Source organism: Streptomyces sp. A1277 (assembly GCF_004795015.1).
Taxonomy (GTDB): domain Bacteria; phylum Actinomycetota; class Actinomycetes; order Streptomycetales; family Streptomycetaceae; genus Streptomyces.
Map to the genome: position 1 here is coordinate 42,088 of NZ_SSBI01000032.1, position 22,540 is coordinate 64,627.

The following is a 22,540-nucleotide window of genomic DNA, read 5'->3' on the forward strand; positions in this document are numbered from 1 at the left end:
CCGGCGCCCATTCCAGCCCGTCCGGCGGCTGAGGACGCGCCCCCTCGGCCCGCCCATTCCAGCCGGTCCGACGGCTGAGGACGGAACCCTCGACCCGCCCAACCCAGCCCGTCCGGCGATTGAGGACGGAACCCTCGGCCCCGGTCCGGGGCGCGCCTCTTGGCCCTCCGGCCCGGGGCCCCAGAAGTCTTGCCCCGCCCGGGGCGACCGGTTCCGTCCTCAAACGCCGGACGGGCTGGGTTCGCTCACCGCTCAAGGTGACCCGTGTCGTTCCAGCGTTGGATCGCCGGCTCCCCGTACGCCCAGCCGAGGACGGAGAGGGACGTCGGGGCCAGCCAGATGCGGGCGCCGAAGGAGATGTCCTCGCCCAGCCACCGCGCACCCAGCGCCCGCAGGATGTGGCCGTGGGCGAAGACCAGCACGTCGCGGTCGGCCGAGCGCGCCCAGGCGACGATCTCGTCGGCGCGGGCGGCGACCTCGGCGGTGCTCTCGCCGTCCGGCACCCCGTCGCGCCAGATGAACCAGTCCGGCCGCCCCGCCTTGATCTCGGCCGGCGTCATCCCCTCGTACGCCCCGTAGTCCCACTCCATCAGCGCGTCCCACGGCTCGGCCCGGTCGCCGAAGCCGGCGAGCTCGCAGGTCTCGGCGGCCCGTACGAGCGGGCTGGTGCGGACCTCCAGGCCGGGCAGCTCCGTCCACGGCCCCCGGTGCAGCCGCTCGCCGAGCAGCTTGGCCCCGTCGCGGCCGGCGTCGAGCAGCGGGATGTCCGTCCTGCCGGTGTGCCTGCCGTTGAGGGACCATTCCGTCTGCCCGTGCCGGGCGAGCAGGATGCGCGGTGCCATAAGAGGGTTCTCCCTGAAAAGCTGAGACCTGAGATGCGGAATCTGAGATCTTGGTACGGAGCGGAGCAACGGAGCGGCGGCGAACGGATCGTCCTGGTTTCCATCATCCCGCACCTGCCCGCGAGGCAACCCGGGGGGCCGCAGCGGCGTCCCACAGTCCACAGACGAATCCGAGCAGCTGAGGGGTGCCGACCACACCCCCGGGGGACACTCGGCCGACGCGCACCGTACGGTTGAACGCCCGCAGTCGGCCGCATGAACACGTGATGGAGAAGTTCCGGATGCCGCATGCCACCACCGCGCCCGCGCCGCGCCACCGGCCCCGCTGGTGGACCGAGCTGCCGCTCCTGGCCCTGGTGTACGCGGCGTACTCCGGCGGCCGGCTGCTGGCGCGCGGCGACGTGTCGACGGCCGTCGACCACGGGCTGAGCATCCTGCGCGTGGAAAAGGCCCTGTTCCTCAACGCCGAGCACCCGCTCAACCGCCTCTTCACGGCGCACGCCTCCCTGGGCGTACCCGCGGACTTCGCGTACGCGTCCCTGCACTACGTGGTCACCCCGGCCGTCCTGATCTGGATGTTCCGGCGCCACTCGGCCGCGTACCGCAGGGCGCGCACCTGGCTGATGACCTCGACCATGCTCGGGCTGATCGGCTTCACGCTGATGCCGACCTGCCCGCCGCGGCTGCTGGCCGCGGGGCACGGCTTCGTCGACACGATGGCCCAGTACAGCTCGTACGGGTGGTGGGGCACGGAGGCGAGCGCCCCGCGCGGCATGGGCGGCATGACCAACCAGTACGCGGCGATGCCGAGCCTGCACGTCGGCTGGGCGCTGTGGTGCGGCATCCTGCTGTGGCGCCACGCCAAGCACCCGCTGGTGAGGGCGGCGGGTGTCGCCTACCCGCTGATCACGACGTTCGTGGTGATGGGCACCGCCAACCACTACCTGCTCGACGCCGTCGCCGGCGCCGCCGTGATGGGCGTCGGGGCCCTGCTGGCCCGGCCCGTGATGCGCCTGGCCGACCGGGTCAAGCAGGCGGTACTCGCCCGCTTCGCCCGGATGTCCGCGACCGCGGGGTCCCCGGATGTCAGTGCCGGGTGCAAGACTTCGGCGGGTGAGCGAATCCCCGGCCAGCGGACCTCCTCCGCAGAACCATCCGACGCGGCAGCCGCGTCCGGCCCGCCTGCCCGGGCAGACGCCGCCGCCCCGGCCGGACGGGCCCCCGACGCGGACCCTGCGACGGCGGCTCGCTGAGCTGAGGGGCCCGGCGCTCCCGCGCCCGCTGGACGCCCGCGCGCTCGCGGCCCTCGCCGCCAACCCCGGCTGCAAGCGCCGCGCCCTGCTCGACGGGGCGGGCGTCGACAAGGGGGCGCTCGCCACCGCGCTGGGCTCCCCGGCACCCTTCGGGCAGTCCCAGTTCGCCTTCATGCGGGGCAACGCCTTCGAGGCCAGGGTCAAGGGCGACGGCGGTACGGAGCTGATGCGCCTGCTGTACGAGCGGCTCGGCGGCCCCGGCGAGCCGCCGCGCGATGTCCGGGTGCCCGATCTGACGGCCGCCGGGCCGGAGGGCCGCGCGGCCAGGACCGCGCTGGCGCTGCGGGAGGCGACGGAGGCGGGCGGCTGGGCGCTGCTCGACCACCCGATGCTGGCCCTGGAGGTGGCGGGCTCCCCGGCCTACCTGGAGCCGGACGCGGTGGTGGTGCACCCCGACGGCACCTGGACCGTGGTGGAGATCAAGTCGTTCCCGATGATCGACGGCTCGGCCGACGCCGCGAAGGTGGGCGCGGCGGCCCGCCAGTCCGCGGTGTACGCGCTGGCGCTTGAGCGGGTCGCTGAGGTCACGGACGGGGCGCGGGTCGGCCACCGGGTGCTGCTGGTGTGCCCGAAGGACTTCTCCAACCTGCCGGCCGCCTCCGTCGTCGACGTACGCAAGCAGCGCGCGGTGACCCGCCGGCAGCTGACCAGGCTCACCCGCATCGAGGAGATCGCGGCGGCCCTGCCCGAGGGCACCACGTTCGACCCGGAGCGCTCCCCCGAGGACCTGGAGACGGCCGTCGAGTCGGTCACCGCGGCCTACGCGCCGGAGTGCCTGTCCTCCTGCGAGCTGGCGTTCCACTGCCGGTCCCGGGCCCGCGCCGAGGGGGCCGTGGAGTCGCTCGGGCGCGGCGTGCGCGGGGAGCTGGGCGGGCTGAGGACGGTCGGCGACGTGCTGGCGGCGGCCGCCGGCAAGGAGGGTGACCCGGCCGATCCCGCGGTCGCGGCCCTGCGCCGCGCGGCGGCCCTGCGCGCCGAGGCACTGGAGGGCCGCGTCACATGTCACTGATCAGCACACTGGCCCGGCTGGAGGCCGTGGAGAGCGGCCGGGCCCGGCCCACGGCCACCGTCCGCCACCGCCGGCTGACCGACCGGCCGCTCGTCCTGGTGCCGCTGACCACCGCGGGCGAGGCGGGCGCCCCGCTCGGCGCCCTCGTCGGCACCGACCGCGAGGCGCCCCGGCTGCTGGCCGTGCCCCAGCCGCGCGACCGCGACCTGCGCTTCGCCTTCCTCGCCGAGCTGGCCGAGGCGGTCCTGCCGCACATCGAGGCGTACGCCGACGTCATCGAGCCGGCCGAGCGCAACGAGACCGACCCCGCGACCGGGAAGCGGGTCAAGGTCGAGACCGAGCTGTGCGTGGACGCGGCGCAGATCGTGGTGCCGAGCCGGGCGGGCATCGAGTTCGTCCGGCTGCTGGGACGTTCCATGCGGTTCCGGCGCACCGCCGAGGACGACCCCGACACCCCGTATCCGGCGCCCGCCCGGGTCCCGCTGCTGGGGCGCTGGCTGACGCACTACGGCGAGCGGGCCCGGGTCCCCGGCTCCTCGCTCCTGCTCGCCTGCACCGATCTCCTCAACCGGCACTGGGCGACCGGCCAGTCCACGCTTGAGGACCAGCACCTGGGGGCCCTGCTCGCCTGGATCGACCCGCCGGCCGGTGAATCGGGCGCCGAGGCGGCGCTCCGCGCCGAGCTGGCCCGGGACGCGGCGGGCCAGCTGCTGTGCCCGCCGGCCGGTCCCGCCACCGACCCGGACTTCGACAACCGGCTGCTGGCCCCGGCGATCGAGAAGTACGACCGGGCGCGCTCCTCGCTCGCGGCGGCGCAGGACGGGCTCGCGGCGGACGCCCGGCTCGCCGAGCTGACCGGCGCCGAGCGGGAGATCAGGGCGCTGCTGGCCGGGGTGCTGCGGCCGACCTGGGACGCGGTGTGGCGGGGCCTGGACCTGCTGCGGGAGCTGCCCGAAGGGGCCAGGACCGAGGACCGCTGGACCCGGGACCGCTGGTCGTTCACCGCCCACCGCGACCGGGTCCGGGCCGGTGAGCCGCCCCAGCCGCGCCGGGACGACGCGGTGACGGCCGCCCGCAAGCTGGCCGCGCGGGAGACGGCCCAGGCACAGCTGGAGGCCCAGGAGGCGCTGGACGACCCGCTGGTGCTGGCGGGCCGCCGGCTGGCCGGTGAGGCGTTCATCGGGGAGGTGAGCGCGGTGGAGATGGCGTACAGCGAGTCGAAGCGGCCCTCGCCGCGCCCGCTGGTCACGGTCCGCACCGACGAGCGGCCGCAGCTGGGCGAGCGGGTGAAGGTCTACCGCTCGCTGGACGGCAAGCCGCAGACCGCCCAGTTCGTGCGCCACGGCCCGGCGGACGAGGAGGGCGGCGCGCCCTCGCTGGTGCTGCGGATCACCGACCGGATGGGGCGCGGCAAGGAGCCGGCCCCGGGGTCGGTCCCGGAGCCGGGCGACCGGATCGCCTGGACCCTGTTCGAGCACGACCAGCGCGGCGGGCCGCAGCTGCCGGACGCGGAGGAGACGCCGTGGACCCACGGCGGCCCGCCGGGCGCCGTCGAAGCGGCCGAGCGCCCCGACCCCGTGACCTCGGAGGACCTGCTGTGACGGCCGTATTCGACCCGGGCGCGGCGGCGGGCCTGGCGACCGCGAAGATCCTGGACGACACGCTGAACGGCACGGCCCGGGGCGTCGTGGTGGACTCCCCGCCGGGCGCGGGCAAGTCGACGCTGGTGGTGCGCGCCGCGCTGGAGCTGGCCGCGGCGGGCCGCCCGCTGATGGTGGTCGCCCAGACGAACGCGCAGGTGGACGACCTGGTGGTGCGGCTCGCCGAGAAGGACCCCGGCCTGCCGGTCGGCCGGCTGCACAGCAGCGACTCCGACCCCTACGACAAGGTGCTGGACGGCCTGGAGAACGTGCGCAAGTCGGCGAAGGCGGCGGACCTGGCGGGTCTTGACGTCGTCATCTCGACGGCGGCGAAATGGGCCCATGTGAAGAACGTGGAGCCGTGGGGGCACGCGATCGTGGACGAGGCGTACCAGATGCGCTCGGACGCTCTGCTGGCGGTGGCCGGGCTCTTCGAGCGGGCGCTGTTCGTCGGTGATCCGGGCCAGCTGGACCCGTTCTCGATCGTCGGCGCGGACCAGTGGGCGGGGCTGAGCTACGACCCGTCGGCCAGTGCGGTGAGCACGCTGCTCGCGCACAATCCGGAGCTGCCGCAGCACCGGCTGCCGGTCTCCTGGCGGCTCCCGGCCTCGGCGGCGCCGCTGGTGTCGGACGCGTTCTACCCGTACACGCCATTCCGCAGCGGTACGGGCCACGGCGACCGGCGGCTGTCGTTCGGGGTCGCGTCGGACGGTTCGGCGGCGGACCGGGTGCTGGACGAGGCGGCGGAGTCGGGCTGGGGGCTCCTCGAACTGCCGGCCCGGCGCACCCCGCGCACCGACCCGGAGGCGGTGCGGGCGGTCGCCCTGGTGGTGCGCCGGCTCCTGGACCGGGGCGGCGCGGCCACCAGCGAGCGGGCCCCGGAGCCGGCCCCGGTCACGGCGGACCGGGTCGCGGTCGGCACGGCCCACCGCGACCAGGCGGCGGCGGTCCGCGCGGCGCTGGCGGAGCTGGGCGTGACGGGGGTCGCGGTGGACACGGCGAACCGGCTCCAGGGCCGCGAGTTCGACGTGACGGTGGTACTCCACCCGCTGTCGGGCCGCCCGGACGCCACCGCGTTCCACCTGGAGACGGGCCGGCTCTGCGTCCTGGCCTCCCGGCACCGGCACGCCTGCATCGTGGTCTGCCGCGAGGGCGTCACCGACCTGCTGGACGAGCACCCCTCGACGGAGCCGGTCCAGCTGGGCGTCACGGTGAAGTTCCCGGACGGCTGGGAAGCGAACCACGCGGTGCTGGCGCATCTGGCGGAACACCGGGTGCGCTGGGCTTGTTGAGTGCGCCGGGGCGCGGTGCGCCCCGGCGGGTTCGCGCTCCTGGCGCCCTTGCGGGGGGCTGGAGAATGGAGGGTGGCCGTCTGGCGGTCCACCGGAGGAGGAAGACCACATGGCACAACCCGAGCGGAGCGAGCAGCAGCGGCTGCGTCCCGCACCCCTGCTCTTCGAGCCGTCGGCGGCGGTCGCGGACCCGGAGCACTTCTTCGACCTGGAGTCGGTGGAGGACCCGAAGGAGCTGCTGGGCCGGGCCACGGAACTGGCGCTGGCCTTCCGCGCCGCGACGGACCGCGCGGTGGAGTTCCAGGCGATGGCGGCGGCCCAGCTGGCCGATCCGCGCCGGTTCGACCGGCTCACGACCGCGGACATCGCGCGGCGCGCGGAGTGGACCGAGGACTACGCGAAGAAGATGGTGGAGTTCGGCCGGACGCTGTTGAACACCCCCCAGACCTAGGGGTTCCGGGGCTCGCCGGGCCGGGTCGTGACTCCCGGTACAACCACTGGCATATGCCCGGGTGCACCTTACGCCTTGCGGCCCTCGCCTGTCCCGATTTCCGGCAACTCTCGGAATCCGCTTGATCACTCCGGGTAGACCTGTCTGCATGACCGCATGGCTGCCCGACGAAACGACCCTGCACCACGGCGACGGACCCTGCCTCCGCGCCGGCCACGAAGCCGATCTCTTCTCCGTCCTGCGCGAGCAGGCGAGGCATCAGACGGCTCAGGTCACCGCGGCCGGTGCCGCGTGGCTGGCCGGGGCGACGGCGTATCCGCGCAGCACCCTGGCCCAGTGGGAGTCGCGCCCGACCGCGCCCGGGGTGCTGCCGTGCGGTTCGGCCTTCGACGTGGTGAACGTGCCCACGCTGTTCGGGCGCCGGATGCTGGAGCACCTGTGGGCGGACGGCCCGGGCTCGGGTCCGGTCGCCTCGCACCGGGGCCGGATGCTGCTGTTCGCCTCCCCCGGCACGGCCCAGCGGCTGCCCTCGCTCCTCGGCTGGGAGGAGTGGGGCGCCGGACCGCAGAGCCCGGACGGCGGGGCCGCGAAGGTGCCCCCGCTGCTCTGCCACGGCACCGGCGACGCGGTGACGGTCCCGCCCCTGACCTGTGGCGCGAACTACTCCGGGCCCCGCTGGCTGGTGGCCCCGGACACGCGCAGCCCGTGGCTGCCGGGGCCCGACGTGCTGCTCTGGGCGTGTGTCCGGGTGGCCCGCTCGGCGCCCGCTCCGACTCCTCGTATTTCGATTTTTCCTCTCACCGATCCGGGTGCTAAGGTCTACGACGTCAGCAGGCGCCGCTAGCTCAGTTGGTTAGAGCAGCTGACTCTTAATCAGCGGGTCCGGGGTTCGAGTCCCTGGCGGCGCACAGACGGGAGAAGCCCCCTCGCGAGAGCGAGGGGGCTTCTTCGTGTGCGAGGGGGCGGCCCCTGTGTCATGTGCCCGTGGTGATGCGGACCGTCCAGGCTCCCGAGGGGGTGCGGTCGGCGACCTCGATCGTGGTGTGCGCGCCGGGGACGGTGTACGTCTCGCCGACGCGCAGCGGTGCGTCCGCGAGCGGCGGGTAGACCGACCGGTCCCAGCAGGCGTCGGTCTCGGGATGTGTGTCGAGGACGTCGACCGGGCCGCCGCCGGACGGGGTCTCGTTGCGGACCCGGTAGAGCAGGACGCCTTCGGCGCAGGTCGAGCGGTCGTGGCCGGTGGAGCTGCGGGCCTCGACGGCGACCGCGCTGCCCTCGCCGGTCCTGATCACGGCGAGCCGGGTGCCGAGGGAGGCGCCGGGCACGGGCACGGCGGCCATCGGTTCGAGGGTGACGACCCGGTCGCTCTGGACGCAGACCACCTGCCGGTCGTCCAGCCAGCCCAGCTTCCACTTGTGCCAGCCGAAGAGGTCGGGGGCGAGCCCGAACTGGCTGCCCATGACGTCCCAGTCGCCGACGTAGGTGTCCCAGTCGCCCTTGCCGTCGGACGGCCGGTGGTAGAGGTCGGGCAGGTCGAAGACGTGTCCGGTCTCGTGGGCCAGGACGTTGTGGTCCGGCGGGTGCTGCTCGAAGACGGTGACGACGCGCCTGATGTCCGTACCGTCGGCGTGCAGGGGCCGCTCGAAGTTGACGACCTTGGTGGCGTCGGAGTCGACGCCGGGGGCGTCCGGGTCCGCGACGAGGTAGACGATGTCGTACCGCGAGAAGTCCACCTGGGGGTCGGCCACCCGGATCGCGTCGCGCAGGTAGGCGCTGCGCCGGTCGTTGGCCCAGTCGCGCTTTATGCCGTACCAGGAGGACGGCTCGGGCATCCGGACCCAGTGCCGCTGCGGGTGCGGGCGCAGGGTGAACTTGCCGTACGAGGCGCGCTCGAAGAACTCGGTGGTGGCCGGGAAGTAGTCGGCGGTGAGTTCGGCCGGAGTCGTGACCGGCTGGGCGTCGGGGAACGAGAGGAACACCATCACCGCGTCCAGGGGGTGGTCGGGGCGCGGGTAGGCGCCGTTCCACCGGTCGACGCCGAGCGAGTGGTGGGCCGCGGTCCGGGGCAGCGCGCAGGGCGCGGCGTCGCCGGGGGCGGCCGCGGCGGGCCCGGTGACGAGGGAGGTGGCGACGAGCGCCAGCAGGGAGATCAGCCCGGCCGTCAGTCCGCGCGGACTCGGCCTCTCCACCCCTCCGGGTCCGGGCTGACGACGCGGCACATCTACCTCCGGTACGGGAGCGGATACCTCCGGCGCGGGGTGCGGATACCTCCGGTGCGGGTGCGGACTCCGGAACCCTCCGTCTACTTTGTGACGTTCCGTCCGGTTCGTCACATCGGGCTGTGCCACTCGGGTCAGCCGCCGCACCACCCACACCCTTCACGGACAGTCACAATCGATCACCCGCGCAACGAGAGAGAACAGAGGCGCGCAGAAACAATCAGGCAGGGACAAACCGGATCGGTGCGCGAATGGCCCAAGCGTGTCGGAAGCGCGGTGCGCGAGAGGCGGGGCGCTGGAACGGCCGAGGCCGCAGCCTCTATGCTTCACCTCGCTTTCCTGCGCGGTTTCCGCCTCTGACACGGCACTCCGCGCGGCGGGCCAGTCCGACCAGATGTGTCCGGGACAGAACTGCAGGGCGGGAGCGAACGGTGAGCTCAACCTCCGAGGGGCCGAGGCCCACGGCAGGCACAGCACCCTCTGCACCGCGATCCACGGTCACAAAGGGTCACGAGATGTGGCCGCCCGGTGCCTCGCCGACCGAGGCGCACGACTACCGCGCCGCGTTCCGGGCCGCCACCCTGCCGATGGCCGTGGTCGACCACGAGGGCCTGATCGTCACGGCCAACGAGGCACTGGGCGCCCTGACGGGCGTCGGCGCGGCGGCGCTCACCGCACAGTCGGCGTCCGATCTGGTCGACCTCGCGGCGGACGCCCGCGCCTGGCACGCGTACCGCGAGGTGCTGCACGGCCGGCGCTCCCGCTTCCGCTGCACCCGTCGGCTCAAGCACCCGGACGGGCGCGCGCTGTGGGCCGAGATCACCGTCGTACCGATGCCCGGCGGCCCGGAGCCGGAGGGCGGCGGGGCGCCCGGGCAGGTGCTGCTCTCGGTCGCGGACGTCAGCGACCGGCGTGAGCTGCAGAAGCGGCTGCACCACCTCCAGATGCACGACCCGGTGACCCGGCTGCCCAACCGCGCCCTCTTCTTCGAACGGCTCTCGACGGTGCTGCGCACCCCGCCGCACCAGGACGACGACGTGCCCGAGCGGGGCCGGATCGGGCTCTGCTACCTGGACCTGGACGGTTTCAAGGCCGTCAACGACACCCTGGGCCACCGGATCGGCGACCGGCTGCTCGCGGCCGTCGCCGCCCGGCTCACGGACTGCGCCGAGCAGGAGGGCGCGTACCCGGCCGGAGCCCCGCTGGTGGCGCGGCTCGGCGGCGACGAGTTCGCGATCCTGGTGGAGGAGTCCACCGGCACCGAGCAGCTGACCGACCTGGCGCGCACGGTGCTGGGCGCGCTCCAGCAGCCCTTCGACCTGGCCGGTCAGCGGCTCTCGGTCTCGGCGTCGATCGGGGTGGTGGAGCGGCCCGTCGCGGGCACGACGGCCACCGGGCTGATGCAGGCCGCCGATACGACGCTGTACTGGGCGAAGGCCGACGGCAAGGCCCGCTGGACGCTCTTCGACCCGGAGCGCAACGCCCACCGGATGACCCGCCAGGCCCTGTCGTCCAACCTCCGCCCGGCCGTGGAGCGCGGCGAGTTCACCATCGAGTACCAGCCGCTGGTCGGCATGGCCGACGGGATGGTGCGCGGGGTGGAGGCGCTGGTGCGCTGGAACCACCCGCAGTTCGGCCTGCTCTCGCCGAATCGGTTCGTCGCGATCGCCGAGGAGGACGGCTCGATCGTGCAGCTGGGCCGGTGGGTGCTGCGCTCGGCCTGCCGGCAGGCCAGGCGCTGGCAGCTCGACCACCCGGCGAAGCCGCCGCTGTTCATCAGCGTCAACGTCGCCGTGCGCCAGGTCTGGGACTCCGACCTGGTCACCGATGTCGCGGAGATCCTGGCCGAGACCGGGCTCGACCCGGCGCTGCTGCAACTGGAGCTGACCGAGTCCGCGGTGATGGGCTCGGCGGGCCGGCCGCTGCGGGCGCTTCAGGCCCTCAGCGACATGGGCGTGCGCATCGCCATCGACGACTTCGGCACCGGCTACTCCAACCTCGCCTACCTGAGCCGCCTGCCGGTGTCCGTGCTGAAGCTGGACGGCGCGTTCGTACGCGGCTTCCGCTACGAGGACGGCACGCACCCCAGCCCCGCCGACGAGACGATCGTCGAGGCCATGGTCCAGCTGGCGCACCGGCTGGGCCTGACCGTCACCGCGGAGTGCGTGGAGACGGCCGGCCAGGCGGAGCGGCTGCGCCGGATCGGCTGCGACACCGGGCAGGGCTGGCTCTACTCGCGCGCGGTCGCCCCGGAGCGCATCGCCGAGCTGATCGGGACGCGCACGCTGGAGGCGTAACGCTTCCCCGCCTCACGAGCGCGCCGCCTCACGAGCATCCCGGCTCACGAGCGCGCCGGCTCACGAGCATCCCGCCTCACGAGCGCCCCACCTCACGAGCGCGCCCGGCTCACGCGTCCCCGGCTCAGGCGCCCGGCAGCCCGTACGCGTCCGCGATGAGGCCGTAGCTGCGCAGCCGGGCCTCGCCGCTGTGGGCGTTGGCTGTGATCATCAGCTCATCGGCGCCGGTGCGCTTGGCCAGGTCGTCCAGGCCGGTGCGGACCTCGTCGGCGGTGCCGTGGACGATGTTGACCAGCCAGCTGTCCACGAATTCGCGCTCCATCGGGGAGAAGGCGTACGCCTCCGCCTCCTCGGGCGTCGGTACCAGACCGGGGCGCCCGGAGCGCAGCCGGAGCATCGACAGGGCTCCGGTCAGCACCTGGCGGCGGGCCTCGCGCTCGTCGTCGGCGGCCAGGGCGGCGACCCCGATCAGGGCGTACGGGGCGTCCAGGACCGTGGACGGCTTGAAGGAGTCGCGGTACAGCTCAAGCGCCGGCACGGTGTTCTGGGCCGAGAAGTGGTGGGCGAAGGCGAAGGGCAGCCCGAGCACGCCGGCCAGCCGGGCGCTGAAGCCGGAGGAGCCGAGGAGCCACAGGGGCGGGCGCGCCGGGGACTGGACGCCGCCCTCGGAGGTGGCCTGGACGGGTCCGGGGACCGCGTGGATGCGGGCGTAGGGGTGGCCGTCGGGGAAGTCGTCGTCCAGGAAGCGGGTCAGCTCCATGAGCTGCTGCGGAAAGTCATCCCCAAGGTCTCGGCTTCGCTCGGCCAGGGGAGACCCCGCTGCGCCCTCGTTGAGCCGGTCGGTGCGGCGCAGGGCGGCGGCCGTGGCGCCGTCCGTGCCCGGGGCGCGGCCCAGGCCCAGGTCGATGCGGCCGGGGGCCATCGCCTCCAGCGTTCCGAACTGCTCGGCGATGACGAGCGGGGCGTGGTTGGGCAGCATGACGCCGCCCGAGCCGAGCCGGATGCGCTCGGTGTGGGCGGCGATGTGCGCGAGGATCACGGCCGGCGAGGAGGAGGCGACGCCGGGCATCGAGTGGTGCTCGGCGACCCAGTAGCGGTCGAAGCCCCTGCGCTCGGCGAGCTGGGCGATCTCCACGCCGGTGCGCAGGGCCTGGCCCGCCGTGCGGCCCTGGCCCACGGTCACCAGGTCCAGCACGGACAGCGGCACGGGGGCGGTGCCCCGGGCCGTGCCGCGGATCTCGTCGCCCTGGATCTCGTCGCCGCGAATCTCGTCGCCGCGGATCTCGTCGCCCTGGATCTCGTCGCCTCGAATCTCGTCCACGTCCTGGCCTCTCCGGTGGTGCGCTCAGCGGCTCGTATGTCCGGAGAGGAAGAACAGGAGGATGGCTCCGCTTATTCCGGCCCCCATCCCCTCAGCTCTTCTTCCCGTGCGCGTACGCCCGTCCGCTGCCCCAGGTCACCGGGGCCGGCGGCTGCTCGCGGTGGGCGAAGAGCGTGCCGAGCCTCGGGGCCCAGGCGGGGCGGTCGGCCAGGCGCAGGGCCTCGCGGACCGCCACCTGGTTGGCGGTGAGGACGGGCTTGCCGAGCGCCTCCTCCAGTTCGGGCAGGTCGGCGATGGTGTGCAGGGCCGTGTCGGGCAGCAGGATCGCCTGCGCCTCGGGGCTGTCGGCCGCCTCGGCGAGCTCCCGCACCTGTTCCGGGCCCCATGCGGCGGCCTCGGCGGCATCGGTGACGCCCGCCGCGTGCGTGGCGACCACCTCCATGCCGGTCTCCCGGAGGAAGGCCGTGAAGTGCGCGGCGACGGCCTCGGGGTAGGTCGCGGCCACCGCGACGCGCTCGGCGCCCAGCTTGCGTACCGCGTGGACGAAGCCGATGGAGGTGCTGGAGGCGGGCACGCCCGCCGCGCGGGCGAGGCCCGCGACCTGGTCGTGGGCGCCCTGCCACCCGTACAGGAAGCTGCCTCCGTCGCAGGCCCAGACGATGGACTGGACCCCGGAGCGCTGCAACTCCTCGATCCCGGCGGCGAGCCGGCCGGAGGTGCCCAGGGCGCGCAGGGCCTCCTCGCGGTAGGCGGCGTCCGGGCTCTCGGTGTGGTGGACGACGAGTCTGATGGTGCTGTCGAGAAGGACCTCCATGCGCGGGTAGTCGTCCTCGGCGAAGTGGCCCGGGTAGAGGAATCCGACGGTCGTCATGTCCACCCTTTCTCTGCACCTGGTCCTGCGCTGCGGCGGGTCCGCCGTCGCGCCCGCCGCGTGAACCCGCGGCGGCACTGACCGGTTTCCCCGCTCCTGTTCCAGTATTCCGCCATCCGCCCCGGTTATCGCCTCGGGCAGGACCGGCCGGCAGTTGGACACGCGGCCGGGCGCATGAACGGCGGCCCGGAGGGAAGCCGTCGCGGTACGGGGGCGGGGTAGCGGACATCCGGCGTAAACCCCGCCTATCGGCCTGCCACCGGACACGGGAAGGTCACCCTCCGGCCACCGTTCGATTACATGCGCCTTCTTCCTGAATAGACACAGGGGATCGGGCAGGCGCCAAGCCTGTCCGGACTGTTCGACCCCTTCAGGAGATTGCGAACCATGGCTGACTTCCCGAACCTGTCCCGCCGGGGATTCCTCAACCGATCGGCAGCGGTGGGCGGTCTGCTCGTCGTCCCCGGCCTGCTCGCCGCGTGCAGCAAGACCGGCTCCGACTCCGCCGACGGCGAGGGTGCGCTCGAAAAGCTCCGCAAGCAGGGGTTCGTGCGGGTCGCGTACGCGGACGAGGCCCCGTACGGCTACATGGAGGGCAAGGAGCTCAAGGGCGAGGCCCCCGCGCTGCACCGGGAGATCTTCAAGGCGTTGGGCGTCGACGAGCTGAAGCCCACCCTCTCCGAGTGGGACGGCCTGATCCCCGGCCTCCAGGCCGGCAAGTACGACGTGGTCAGCGCCGGCATGGCGATCACCCCGGAGCGTTGCGCCAACGCCCTGTTCTCGGAGCCCGAGTTCATCTCGCCGACCGCGCTGATGGTCAAGAAGGGCAACCCGAAGAAGGTCACCGACCTCGCCTCCGCGAAGGAGGCCGGGATCACCATCGGTGTGATGGCGGGCGCGGTCGAGGGCTCGTACGCCAAGGGCGCCGGCATCCCCGAGAGCAAGATCAAGACGCTCCAGAAGCCGCAGGACGGGGCGGACGCGGTCAAGGGCGGCCGGGTCGACGCGTTCCTGCTGACCGGCATCTCGCTGCGCTGGCTCGCCAAGACCAACGCGGGCACCGAGGTCACCGAGGCGTTCCTGCCCGAGCTGGACGGCACGAAGCAGTACAGCCCCGGCGGCGCCGTCTTCCGCAAGGGCAACGAGGAGCTGCGCGACGCCTTCAACCGCGAGCTGAAGAAGATCGTCTCGGACAAGTCGCGCTACGTGCAGCTGCTGCGGGACTACGGCTTCGGGGCGACCGAGATTCCGCCGGCGACCTTGAAGACGGCCGATCTGTGCAAGGGCTGACAGGGACGGTACCCACCGCATGAATGATTTCTTCTCGGCCTTCGCCGACGATCTGCCGCAGTTGCGGTCCGGCCTGTGGGTGACCCTGGAGGCCACGGTGTTCGGCGCCCTGGTGGCGCTGCTCCTGTCGTTCGTCCTCGGCCTGATGTCGCTCAGCCGGCTCCTGCTGTCGCGCGGGGTCTCCCGCGTGGTCGTGGAGTTCTTCCGCGGCACCTCGCTGTACGTGCAGCTGTTCTGGCTGTACTACGCGATGCCGCAGCTGACCGGGTACGAACTGACGCCGGTCGTCTGCGGGGTGCTGGCGTTCGGTCTCAACTACGGGGCGTACGGCGCCGAAGTGGTGCGCGGCGCGATCAACTCCGTACCGCGCGGGCAGTACGAGGCGGCGCTCGCGCTGAACATGTCGCCGCTGCACCGGATGCGCAAGGTGATCCTGCCGCAGGCGTGGGTGCAGATGATCCCCTCGTTCACCAACCTGCTGATCCAGCTGCTGAAGGCGACCCCGCTGCTGTGGCTGATCTCGGCGGCGGACCTGATGACCGCCATCGAGAAGCTGCGCAGCCGTACGGGTGAGACCCTCACCGCTTACGTCACGCTCCTGGCCTGCTACTTCGTCCTGGCCTATGCGCTGACCCTGCTGATGAACCTGCTGGAGCGGTCCGCCAAGCGGCGGCTCGGGCTGGCAGCCGGTGGGAAGAGTCTGCTGAAGTCCCGCAGTGCCGTGACCGCCCAGGCCGCCGGAGGTGCCCGGTGAACAGCGATTTCGACTGGGGCGCCGTCCGTGACGCGTTCCCCCTGCTGCTCAAGGGGTTCGAGACGACCCTGCTGGCCACGGTGCTCGGCACCCTGGTCGCCGCGGTCCTCGGGCTGGCCATCGCGGTCGCCGGGCGGGCGCCGTCCCGGCTGGTGACGGTGCCGGTGAAGGTGGTGATGGAGTTCATCCGCTCCACCCCGCTGCTGGTCCAACTGGTGGGCGCGGCAGCGCTGTTCACCTCGGTGGAGCCGCTGACCATCGGCATCGTGGTGCTGGGCGTCCACTACGCCACGTACACCTCCGAGGTCTACCGCGCCGGGATCGACGGCGTACCGAAGGGCCAGTGGGAGGCGTGCCGGGCACTGTCGCTGACGCCCCGGCGGACCTGGCAGGCGGTGATCCTGCCGCAGGCGGTGCGCAACGTGCTGCCCGCGCTCGGCAACTACGCGATCTCCATGTTCAAGGAGACGCCGTTCCTCGCCGTGATCACGGTGCACGAAATGGTCTTCGAGGCCCGCAACTACGGGACCGAGCACTTCCGCTACACGGAGGTGTTCACCCTCGCCGGACTGATCTTCCTGGTGGCGAGCTACCCCACCTCGCTGTTGATGAGAAAGCTGGAGAAGCGCCTTGGCCACTGACCCCCTGCAGAAGAACGCGGCCGCGGCCCCCGAGGCCGTCGTGCCGGTCGACACCTCCGAGGACACCGGGCACCCGCTCGTCCGCTTCGACAAGGTCGTCAAGCGCTACGGCGACCATGTCGTCCTGGACCAGCTGGACTTCACGGTCGAGCGCGGAGAGCACGTCACATTGATCGGGCCCAGCGGCTCGGGCAAGACGACGATCCTGCGGCTGCTGATGACCCTGGAGAGGGTCAGCGACGGCGTGATCTGGATCAACGGCGAACCGCTGACGCACACCCGGGCGGCGGACGGCTCGCTGAAGCCGGCGTCCGAGAAGCAGCTGCGGGCGGCCCGCCGGAGGATCGGCATGGTCTTCCAGCAGTTCAACCTCTTCCCGAACATGAAGGTGCTCCAGAACATCACCGAGGCGCCGGTCAACGTGCTCGGCATGGACCGCGACAAGGCGGAGGCCCGCGCCCGGGAACTGCTGGACCTGGTCGGGCTGTCCGGCAAGGTGGACGCGCACCCCTCGCAGCTCTCCGGCGGCCAGCAGCAGCGCGTCGCGATCGCCCGGGCGCTGGCGATGGAGCCGGAGATCCTGCTCCTGGACGAGGTGACGTCCGCGCTCGACCCGGAGCTGGTGGCGGGGGTGCTGGAGCTGCTGAGCGACATCGCCCGCAACACCGACATCACGATGCTCTGCGTGACGCACGAGATGAACTTCGCCCGGGACGTCTCGGAGAAGGTGCTGATGTTCGACGCCGGACGGGTCGTGGAGTCCGGTTCGCCGGAGAAAATCTTCTCCGATCCCTCGCACGAACGCACGCGCGAATTCCTCAACGCGGTGCTGTAACCTCGGCATCCGTCGCCCGCGCATGACGGTGGCATATGCCGTACGGGTGCGCCCCTGCTGACAGCTCCGGGGCGCACCCACAAGTCCGCGGGACCACCCCCTGAACAGGGCCGGGACGGCTATCGTGGTGCCGTGCCTCCGGCCACAAGCCGGCCTCCGGTCACACCTGGTAGGGGGGAAACCGTGCCGTTGAAGCCCGAACCGACCGCGCCGTTCCACTCGGTGCAGTACGCCCTCCGCGTTCTCGAAACGGTCTCCAAGCACGGCAGCGGCGTGACGGACACCCAGATCTCCCGCGAGACGGGCCTGCCCGTCGGGCACCTCTCCGCCCTGCTGCTGACCCTGCGCCGCGAGGGCTACGTGGAGCAGATCACCGACGGCGCGTATGTGGTCGGCGCCTCGCTGCTGCTGCTCGGCTCGGGCGCGGCCCGCCGCCAGGCCCTGGAGATCAAGCTCCAGCAGACCCTGGCCCAGCTGCGCGACTCGGTCGGCGCGGCGGTCTACATCAGCCGGTACGTGGACGGCGAGATCCGGGTCACGCAGTACGCCGACAGCCCGCACACCCCCGCGGTCAACGAGTGGGTGGACTTCAGGTCGGCGGCGCACGCGTCGGCGATCGGCAAGTGCCTGCTGACCCAGCTCGACCAGAACGGGCGGCGCGACCACATCGCGCGGCACAAGACGGCCCGGCTGACCTCGCGGACGATCACCAGCGAGAAGGTCCTCTTCTCCAAGCTGGACAGCCAGCCGGCGACGGTCCCGGTGCTCGACCTCCAGGAGTACGCGGTCGGCACGGTGTGCGCGGCGGTGCCGCTGACCGCCGGATCGTCGGCGGGCTGCCTGGCGCTGTCGATGCCGGTGGAGGACGCGCACCGGCTGCGCGCGGCGGCGGACGCGCTGAACCGGCGCGCGGCCCCGGTGCTGCTCTCGCTGGCCCTGTAGGGCCCGAGCCGGGTGTGTCATCAGCACCCCCCGGGACCAGGTATTATTTTCGAGTCAGCAGGCGCCGCTAGCTCAGTTGGTTAGAGCAGCTGACTCTTAATCAGCGGGTCCGGGGTTCGAGTCCCTGGCGGCGCACAGACAACGCACGAGGCGGTCTCCGTATCCACGGAGACCGCCTCGTGCGTTTTGTGCTGCCCGCAGGCGTGTACGGATGTTTTACACAGCCGTACTAGACAGCTGTTTTAAACAGTCGTATATTCCCTGTCATGACGAATCCTCCGAGCACCACCGCCGCCGCATCCGGCGACCTCGCCGGCCGTCGGGAGTGGACCGCCTTCGTGGTCCTGCTCCTCCCCCTCCTCCTGGTCTCGATGGACGTGTCCGTCCTCTTCTTCGCGATCCCGTCCATCGACCGGGACCTCGCGCCCAGCGCCACCCAGCAGCTGTGGATCTTCGATGTGTACGCCTTCGCCCTGGCCGGCCTCCTCATCACGATGGGCTCCCTCGGCGACCGCATCGGCCGCCGGAAGCTGCTGCTGATCGGGGCCCTCGCCTTCGGCGCCGCCTCGGTATGCGCCGCCTACGCCAACAGCCCGGAGATGCTGATCGCGGCCCGGGCGGTGCTCGGGATCGGCGGGGCGACGCTGATGCCCTCGACCATCGGTCTGGTGCGCAACATGTTCCGCAACGAGCAGCAGCGCGCGAAGGCCATCGGCATCTGGTCGGGCGCCATGGCCGGCGGGGTCGCGCTCGGTTCGGTGCTCAGCGGTGTGATGCTGGAGCACTTCTGGTGGGGCTCGGTCTTCCTGATCAACGTGCCCGCGATGGCGCTGCTGCTGGTCCTCGTCCCGCTGCTGGTGCCGGAGTTCAAGGACCCGAACCCGGGCCGCTTCGACTTCCTGAGCGTGCCGCTGTCGATGGGCGCCGTCCTGCCGGTGGTCTACGGGATCAAGGAGAGCGCCGCCCACGGACTGGACGTGCGGCGGGCCCTGATCATCGCCGCCGGGCTGGCCATCGGCTGGGTCTTCGTGCACCGGCAGCGCAGCCGGTCCGACGCGATGATCAGCCGGGAGCTGTTCCGGGGCCGCGGCTTCGGCGTCGGGATCGGGCTGAACGCCCTGGCGGCCTTCGCGATGATGGGCTCGGCCTTCTTCACCACCCAGTACCTGCAGTCGGTGCTCGGCATGAGCACGATGGAGGCCGCACTGTGGAGCCTGGCCCCGTCCCTGGCGGTGGGCGCCGCGGCACCCGTGGCGACCGCACTCGGCCAGCGGACCCAGCGGGCGTACGTCGTCTGCGGAGGCTTCGTCGTCGGGGCGGCCGGCTTCGGCCTCTTCACCCTGGCCGGGACCGACTCACTGGTCCTGCTGCTCATCGGCTCGGCCGTGATGAGCAGCGGCATCGTCGCCGTGATGGCGCTCGTCTCGGACATGGCGATGGCCGTCAGCCCGGCGGAGAAGGCCGGCTCGGCAGCCTCGCTCCTGGAGACCGGCCAGGAGTTCGGCGGTGCGATGGGCATGGCCCTGCTGGGCGCCGTCGCCACCGCGGTCTACCGGGCGGACATCCCCGCATCGGCCCCCGAGGTGGCCCGCAAGACCCTGGCGGGCGCGCTGACCACCGGTGACGAGTCGCTGATCGCGATCGGCCGGGACGCCTTCGTGCACAGCATGCGGTACGCCGCGGTGACCGGCTCGCTGATCCTGCTGACGGGAGCCGTGCTGGCCGCGACCCTGCTGCGCCGGGCGACCCGGCCGGCACCCGCCGCCGAGGCTCCCGCGGCCGAGGCGTCGGCGCCGCCCCAGGCCCCCGCGCAGGTCTGATCATGCCCTCGCCCACGACGGCGACAGGGCGAAGCCCGGGGTGGTGTCCCACACCACCCCGGGCTTCTTCATGCTGCCCGCCGGCAGCACGTCCGCTGCGCCGTACGGGAGCCGGCGAAACGCTGTACCTGTCGGAACGGTCAGAACTGCACGTCGGAGCACGCGTAGAACGCGTTGGCGGTGTCCGCGACGTTCCAGACGCTCAGGATGATGTGCTTCCCGGACTTCTGGGTGGGGATCGTGCCCTGCTGGGTCAGGGTCGCCGGGGGCTGCTTGCCGCCGTAGGGGACCGTCATGAACGGCTGCGGCTCCAGGTCGGAACGCTTGAGCGGCTTGGTGGGGTCCCAGCCGTCCTTGGTGATGTAGTAGCGGAAGTCCGACGTGGCGTGCCGGGCGGTGAACTGCCAGCGGAAGCTGAAGCCCTGACCGGCCGTCACCTTGGTGGCGGGCCAGTTGCCGCCGCGCGGGTCGTCGAGCTGGGCGAACTCGCCGTGACCGCCGGAGCAGATCTTCCCGTCGGCCGGACCGGCCGCGGGGAAGCCCTTGGGGCCCTCGACGCTCTGCGGCTCCCACTGGATGTTGCCGCAGCCCGTCACCGTGCCGTTGGCACACAGCTTCTGACGGCTGATCGGGTTGTCCGTGTAGCCGTGGCTGCTGGCGCTGCTGGTCGCGAACATCGAGACGCCCGCTACCGCGAGGCCCACCAGGGCCGCACTTGCCTTCATACGCATTGCTGTCGCTCCTCGGATGCGTGGGGGGAGGGGGGATTCCATGAGCATTGCTGTGCGCGCGGGTGCTGCGGTCTAGACCAAGCCCTAGATTATTGACGCGGCGTGAACATGTCCAGACCAATGAGCGCGGGATTCCGGTTGCCCCGAAAGCTCCCCCCACGCGTCGTCAGGCGCCGTCACCCCCGGCCCGCCCGGTGTAGAAGGCCACCGTCAAGTCCTTGACCAGCGACTTGCGTTCGTAGTCGTCCAGCTCCACGAGGCCCCGGGCGGTCAGCCGGTTCACGGTGTCGTCCACCGCGTCCACGACCGAGGTCAGGACGCTGTCCCGGTGCTTGGCGTCGATGGCCGCGATCCGGCACCGCTGCATCGCGGCCGCCACCTCCGGCGCGTACTCGATGCCGGTCGGCTGGGCGGAGTACACCTCGACGCCGACCGGTTCGCAGTCCGCCTTCAGCATCCGCGTCAGCGCGTCGCCGACCGCCTCCGCGTTGCGCAGGGTGTGCGCGTCCTCGTGGAAGGCGTCGGCGGGCAGCTGGGACAGGACCCGGGCCATCGCCGCCTCGACCTGCTCGCGCAGGTACTCCTCGTGGTCCTCGATCCCGAGCACCGCCCGCACGGTGTCCTTGACCCGCCACACGACCAGGACGACGACCCGCAGCGCCGTGCCGTTCGCGTCCACCGCGGGCAGCGGCTCGCTGCGCCAGTGCCGCAGCCGTACGTCGACCCGGCGGCGCAGCAGCAGCGGGCTGACCCACATCAGCCCGGTCCGCCGCACGCTGCCCCGGTACTGGCCGAAGAGCGTGAGCACCCACGCGTACCCGACCCGGCCCCGGCTCAGGCCGCCGAGCGCGAACAGCACCACGGTCGCCAAGGCCGCGAGCGCCGCCCAGGCGCCCGTGCCGAGCCCGTCGTACGGGCGCGGGCCGAGTCCGACCCGGGCGGGCAGCGCGTCCGGCACCGCGCCCGTCCACCACAGGACGCCGGCGGCCGCCGCGATCCCGCCGAAGCCGGTGAGCAGCGCGGCCCAGCCGGGCAGCGCGGGGCCCGGGCGTTCGTGCAGCCGGGGGTCGGCGTCGGGCGAGGGCCGGGTGGGGGGCCGCACCTGCGGCGTCCTCGGCACCGGCGGCCGCCGCACCCCGGCCCCTGGCTCGCCGCCGCCCGGCCGCCGTACGACGCTCCCGGGCACGGCGGCGGCGTCCGCCCCGGCCCGCTGCTCCTCGCGGAAGAGCAGGTGCACGGGGATGGTGGCGGTGCGCTCGTTGGCGATGACCGCCTGGTGCCGGCCGGTGTCCCAGCCCGATTCGGTACGCGGCCCGGCGTCGGGCCCCGGTACGCGGGCACCGGCGGCGGTCTCCTTCCCGGCGTCCGCCCCGACCCCGGTCCCGGCTCCGGTCCCGGCCCCGGCTCCCGCCCCGGCTCCGGCACCCGCCCCGGCCCCGGCTCCGGTCCCGGCCCCGGCGAGGACGAGGACGGGCTCGGGGGCGGGGGTCTCGGCGACGGGCTTCTCGGGGGCGGGGGCCCCCGGTGCGGCCGCGGTCACCGCCTCGCCCCTTTCGACGGCAGCCTGCTCCTCGGCCTCGGGCACCGACACCGAGGCCGAGGCCGCACCGAGCGGCCCCCTGCGGTCGTCCTCGCCCGGCACGAGATCGAGCACCAGATCCACGACGGAGTCGGCCCCGGCCCCGGCCTCGGAACGGTCCCCGGCCTCCGCGCCCGTATCCGCACCGGCCACCGCACCCGCATCCGCACCCGCACCCGCACCAGGGCGCGCCCCGGCGTCCACCGGCTCGCCCTCGTCACCCGGCACCTCGACCACCACCTCGCCCCCGGCGGGCACCGACACCGAGACCGGCCCGAAGACCGGAGGCGGCACGGGTCCGGAGTCCGCGGCCGGCACCGCGTCCCGCACCACACCCGAACCCGGCACCGCGTCCCGCACCACGCCCGAACCCGGCACCGCGTCCCGCACCACACCCGAACCCGGCACCGCGTCCCGCACCACACCCGAACCCGGCACCGCGTCCCGCACCGGCAGCCCGTCCGCAACCAGCTCCGGCTCTTCCACCGCCCCCGGCGCCCCCGCCTCCCCCAGCGCGGCCCGCTCCCCCGCCGCCGCCCAGGCGTCCGTGACGCTGCCGGCTCCGCCCGGGCCGACCCATGCCCGTACCGGGACCGTCCCGTATCTCTCCTCCCCGTACTCCGGCTCCTGCCCGTACTCCGGGTTCCCGGAGCTGTCCGACGTGGATCGCATTACCGCCTCCGTCATGTGCGT

At 73.0% G+C, this 22,540-nt stretch carries 19 protein-coding genes and 2 tRNA genes; 15 read left to right on the forward strand and 6 right to left on the reverse strand.

The window, feature by feature from the left end; all coding sequences use genetic code 11:
• Positions 1–245 precede the first annotated feature (245 nt).
• Positions 246–842 carry a histidine phosphatase family protein gene (locus E6R18_RS21420; protein ID WP_136318515.1) on the reverse strand — a complete coding sequence of 199 codons (597 nt, stop codon included), beginning with the start codon at positions 840–842 and terminating at the stop codon, positions 246–248.
• Between the two features lie 281 nt (positions 843–1,123).
• On the opposite strand from E6R18_RS21420, the gene E6R18_RS21425 reads away from it, so the two are divergent.
• The 7 genes from E6R18_RS21425 to E6R18_RS21455 all read left to right on the forward strand — a co-directional run bounded on the left by E6R18_RS21425 (position 1,124) and on the right by E6R18_RS21455 (position 7,455).
• Entirely contained in the window at positions 1,124–2,095 is a 972-nt protein-coding gene (locus E6R18_RS21425) for a phosphatase PAP2 family protein (RefSeq protein WP_206308346.1), read from the forward strand.
• Positions 2,025–3,164: a hypothetical protein gene (locus tag E6R18_RS21430; RefSeq protein ID WP_136318554.1), complete on the forward strand. Its 1,140-nt coding sequence runs from the start codon at positions 2,025–2,027 to the stop codon at positions 3,162–3,164. Before E6R18_RS21425 ends, E6R18_RS21430 begins: the two co-directional genes overlap by 71 nt.
• Positions 3,155–4,765: a hypothetical protein gene (locus E6R18_RS21435; RefSeq protein ID WP_136318517.1), complete on the forward strand. Its 1,611-nt coding sequence runs from the start codon at positions 3,155–3,157 to the stop codon at positions 4,763–4,765. Before E6R18_RS21430 ends, E6R18_RS21435 begins: the two co-directional genes overlap by 10 nt.
• The gene (locus E6R18_RS21440) at positions 4,762–6,096 is read left to right on the forward strand and encodes an AAA domain-containing protein (protein WP_136318518.1); all 1,335 of its coding nucleotides are present in this window, start codon (positions 4,762–4,764) and stop codon (positions 6,094–6,096) included. The genes E6R18_RS21435 and E6R18_RS21440 overlap by 4 nt, the downstream gene beginning before the upstream one ends.
• 109 nt (positions 6,097–6,205) lie before the next feature.
• Positions 6,206–6,547, forward strand: coding sequence for a hypothetical protein (locus E6R18_RS21445; RefSeq protein WP_136318519.1), 342 nt, complete (start codon positions 6,206–6,208; stop codon positions 6,545–6,547).
• Positions 6,548–6,695: 148 nt separating this feature from the next.
• Positions 6,696–7,391 (forward strand): bifunctional DNA primase/polymerase, encoded by a 696-nt coding sequence (locus E6R18_RS21450; protein ID WP_136318520.1) that lies wholly within the window; start codon positions 6,696–6,698, stop codon positions 7,389–7,391.
• Positions 7,382–7,455, forward strand: a tRNA-Lys gene (locus tag E6R18_RS21455). Before E6R18_RS21450 ends, E6R18_RS21455 begins: the two co-directional genes overlap by 10 nt.
• Positions 7,456–7,521: 66 nt before the next feature.
• Here E6R18_RS21455 and E6R18_RS21460 read toward each other — a convergent pair.
• On the reverse strand, positions 7,522–8,736 hold the full coding sequence (locus E6R18_RS21460) for a M6 family metalloprotease domain-containing protein (RefSeq protein WP_136318521.1): 1,215 nt from the start codon (positions 8,734–8,736) through the stop codon (positions 7,522–7,524).
• A 461-nt stretch (positions 8,737–9,197) separates the two neighbouring features.
• Between E6R18_RS21460 and E6R18_RS21465 the strand changes: the two genes are divergently transcribed.
• Positions 9,198–11,063 carry an EAL domain-containing protein gene (locus tag E6R18_RS21465; RefSeq protein WP_168712405.1) on the forward strand — a complete coding sequence of 622 codons (1,866 nt, stop codon included), beginning with the start codon at positions 9,198–9,200 and terminating at the stop codon, positions 11,061–11,063.
• Positions 11,064–11,187: 124 nt separating this feature from the next.
• Here E6R18_RS21465 and E6R18_RS21470 read toward each other — a convergent pair whose 3' ends face one another.
• Together E6R18_RS21470 and E6R18_RS21475 are read right to left on the reverse strand one after the other, a co-directional pair.
• Positions 11,188–12,345: an LLM class flavin-dependent oxidoreductase gene (locus tag E6R18_RS21470; protein WP_136318555.1), complete on the reverse strand. Its 1,158-nt coding sequence runs from the start codon at positions 12,343–12,345 to the stop codon at positions 11,188–11,190.
• 130 nt (positions 12,346–12,475) lie between these two features.
• Complete coding sequence (locus tag E6R18_RS21475; protein WP_136318523.1) at positions 12,476–13,255, reverse strand: aspartate/glutamate racemase family protein; 780 nt, start codon at positions 13,253–13,255, stop codon at positions 12,476–12,478.
• Positions 13,256–13,642: 387 nt separating this feature from the next.
• On the opposite strand from E6R18_RS21475, the gene ehuB reads away from it, so the two are divergent.
• The 7 genes from ehuB (at position 13,643) to E6R18_RS21510 (ending at position 19,537) form a co-directional block, all read left to right on the forward strand.
• Entirely contained in the window at positions 13,643–14,545 is a 903-nt protein-coding gene (gene ehuB / locus E6R18_RS21480) for an ectoine/hydroxyectoine ABC transporter substrate-binding protein EhuB (protein WP_136318524.1), read from the forward strand.
• A gap of 19 nt (positions 14,546–14,564) precedes the next feature.
• The gene (gene ehuC / locus E6R18_RS21485; RefSeq protein ID WP_136318525.1) at positions 14,565–15,299 is read left to right on the forward strand and encodes an ectoine/hydroxyectoine ABC transporter permease subunit EhuC; all 735 of its coding nucleotides are present in this window, start codon (positions 14,565–14,567) and stop codon (positions 15,297–15,299) included.
• Positions 15,296–15,940, forward strand: coding sequence for an ectoine/hydroxyectoine ABC transporter permease subunit EhuD (gene ehuD, locus E6R18_RS21490; protein WP_136318526.1), 645 nt, complete (start codon positions 15,296–15,298; stop codon positions 15,938–15,940). Before ehuC ends, ehuD begins: the two co-directional genes overlap by 4 nt.
• Entirely contained in the window at positions 15,930–16,775 is an 846-nt protein-coding gene (ehuA, locus tag E6R18_RS21495) for an ectoine/hydroxyectoine ABC transporter ATP-binding protein EhuA (protein ID WP_136318527.1), read from the forward strand. Before ehuD ends, ehuA begins: the two co-directional genes overlap by 11 nt.
• A gap of 183 nt (positions 16,776–16,958) precedes the next feature.
• Positions 16,959–17,717, forward strand: a complete 759-nt coding sequence (locus tag E6R18_RS21500) for an IclR family transcriptional regulator C-terminal domain-containing protein (RefSeq protein ID WP_136318528.1) — start codon at positions 16,959–16,961, stop codon at positions 17,715–17,717.
• A 61-nt stretch (positions 17,718–17,778) separates the two neighbouring features.
• A tRNA-Lys gene (locus E6R18_RS21505) sits at positions 17,779–17,852 on the forward strand.
• Between the two features lie 131 nt (positions 17,853–17,983).
• Positions 17,984–19,537, forward strand: coding sequence for an MFS transporter (locus tag E6R18_RS21510; RefSeq protein ID WP_136318529.1), 1,554 nt, complete (start codon positions 17,984–17,986; stop codon positions 19,535–19,537).
• 140 nt (positions 19,538–19,677) lie between these two features.
• Here the strand turns inward: E6R18_RS21510 and E6R18_RS21515 are convergent, their stop codons facing one another.
• Positions 19,678–20,268: a lytic polysaccharide monooxygenase auxiliary activity family 9 protein gene (locus E6R18_RS21515; RefSeq protein ID WP_136318530.1), complete on the reverse strand. Its 591-nt coding sequence runs from the start codon at positions 20,266–20,268 to the stop codon at positions 19,678–19,680.
• A gap of 166 nt (positions 20,269–20,434) precedes the next feature.
• Positions 20,435–22,519 (reverse strand): SPFH domain-containing protein, encoded by a 2,085-nt coding sequence (locus E6R18_RS21520; protein WP_136318531.1) that lies wholly within the window; start codon positions 22,517–22,519, stop codon positions 20,435–20,437.
• Positions 22,520–22,540 lie beyond the last annotated feature (21 nt).

Excerpts from the sequence above, each read along its gene's own strand:
- ehuC (WP_136318525.1), top strand. The coding sequence starts at position 14,565 with ATGAATGATTTCTTCTCGGCCTTCGCCGACGATCTGCCGCAGTTGCGG.
- E6R18_RS21450 (WP_136318520.1), top strand. The coding sequence starts at position 6,696 with ATGACCGCATGGCTGCCCGACGAAACGACCCTGCACCACGGCGACGGA.
- E6R18_RS21420 (WP_136318515.1), bottom strand. The coding sequence starts at position 842 with ATGGCACCGCGCATCCTGCTCGCCCGGCACGGGCAGACGGAATGGTCC.
- E6R18_RS21475 (WP_136318523.1), bottom strand. The coding sequence starts at position 13,255 with ATGACGACCGTCGGATTCCTCTACCCGGGCCACTTCGCCGAGGACGAC.
- E6R18_RS21515 (WP_136318530.1), bottom strand. The coding sequence starts at position 20,268 with ATGCGTATGAAGGCAAGTGCGGCCCTGGTGGGCCTCGCGGTAGCGGGC.
- E6R18_RS21520 (WP_136318531.1), bottom strand. The coding sequence starts at position 22,519 with ATGCGATCCACGTCGGACAGCTCCGGGAACCCGGAGTACGGGCAGGAG.
- E6R18_RS21435 (WP_136318517.1), top strand. The coding sequence starts at position 3,155 with ATGTCACTGATCAGCACACTGGCCCGGCTGGAGGCCGTGGAGAGCGGC.
- ehuB (WP_136318524.1), top strand. The coding sequence starts at position 13,643 with ATGGCTGACTTCCCGAACCTGTCCCGCCGGGGATTCCTCAACCGATCG.
- E6R18_RS21425 (WP_206308346.1), top strand. The coding sequence starts at position 1,124 with ATGCCGCATGCCACCACCGCGCCCGCGCCGCGCCACCGGCCCCGCTGG.
- E6R18_RS21510 (WP_136318529.1), top strand. The coding sequence starts at position 17,984 with ATGACGAATCCTCCGAGCACCACCGCCGCCGCATCCGGCGACCTCGCC.
- E6R18_RS21445 (WP_136318519.1), top strand. The coding sequence starts at position 6,206 with ATGGCACAACCCGAGCGGAGCGAGCAGCAGCGGCTGCGTCCCGCACCC.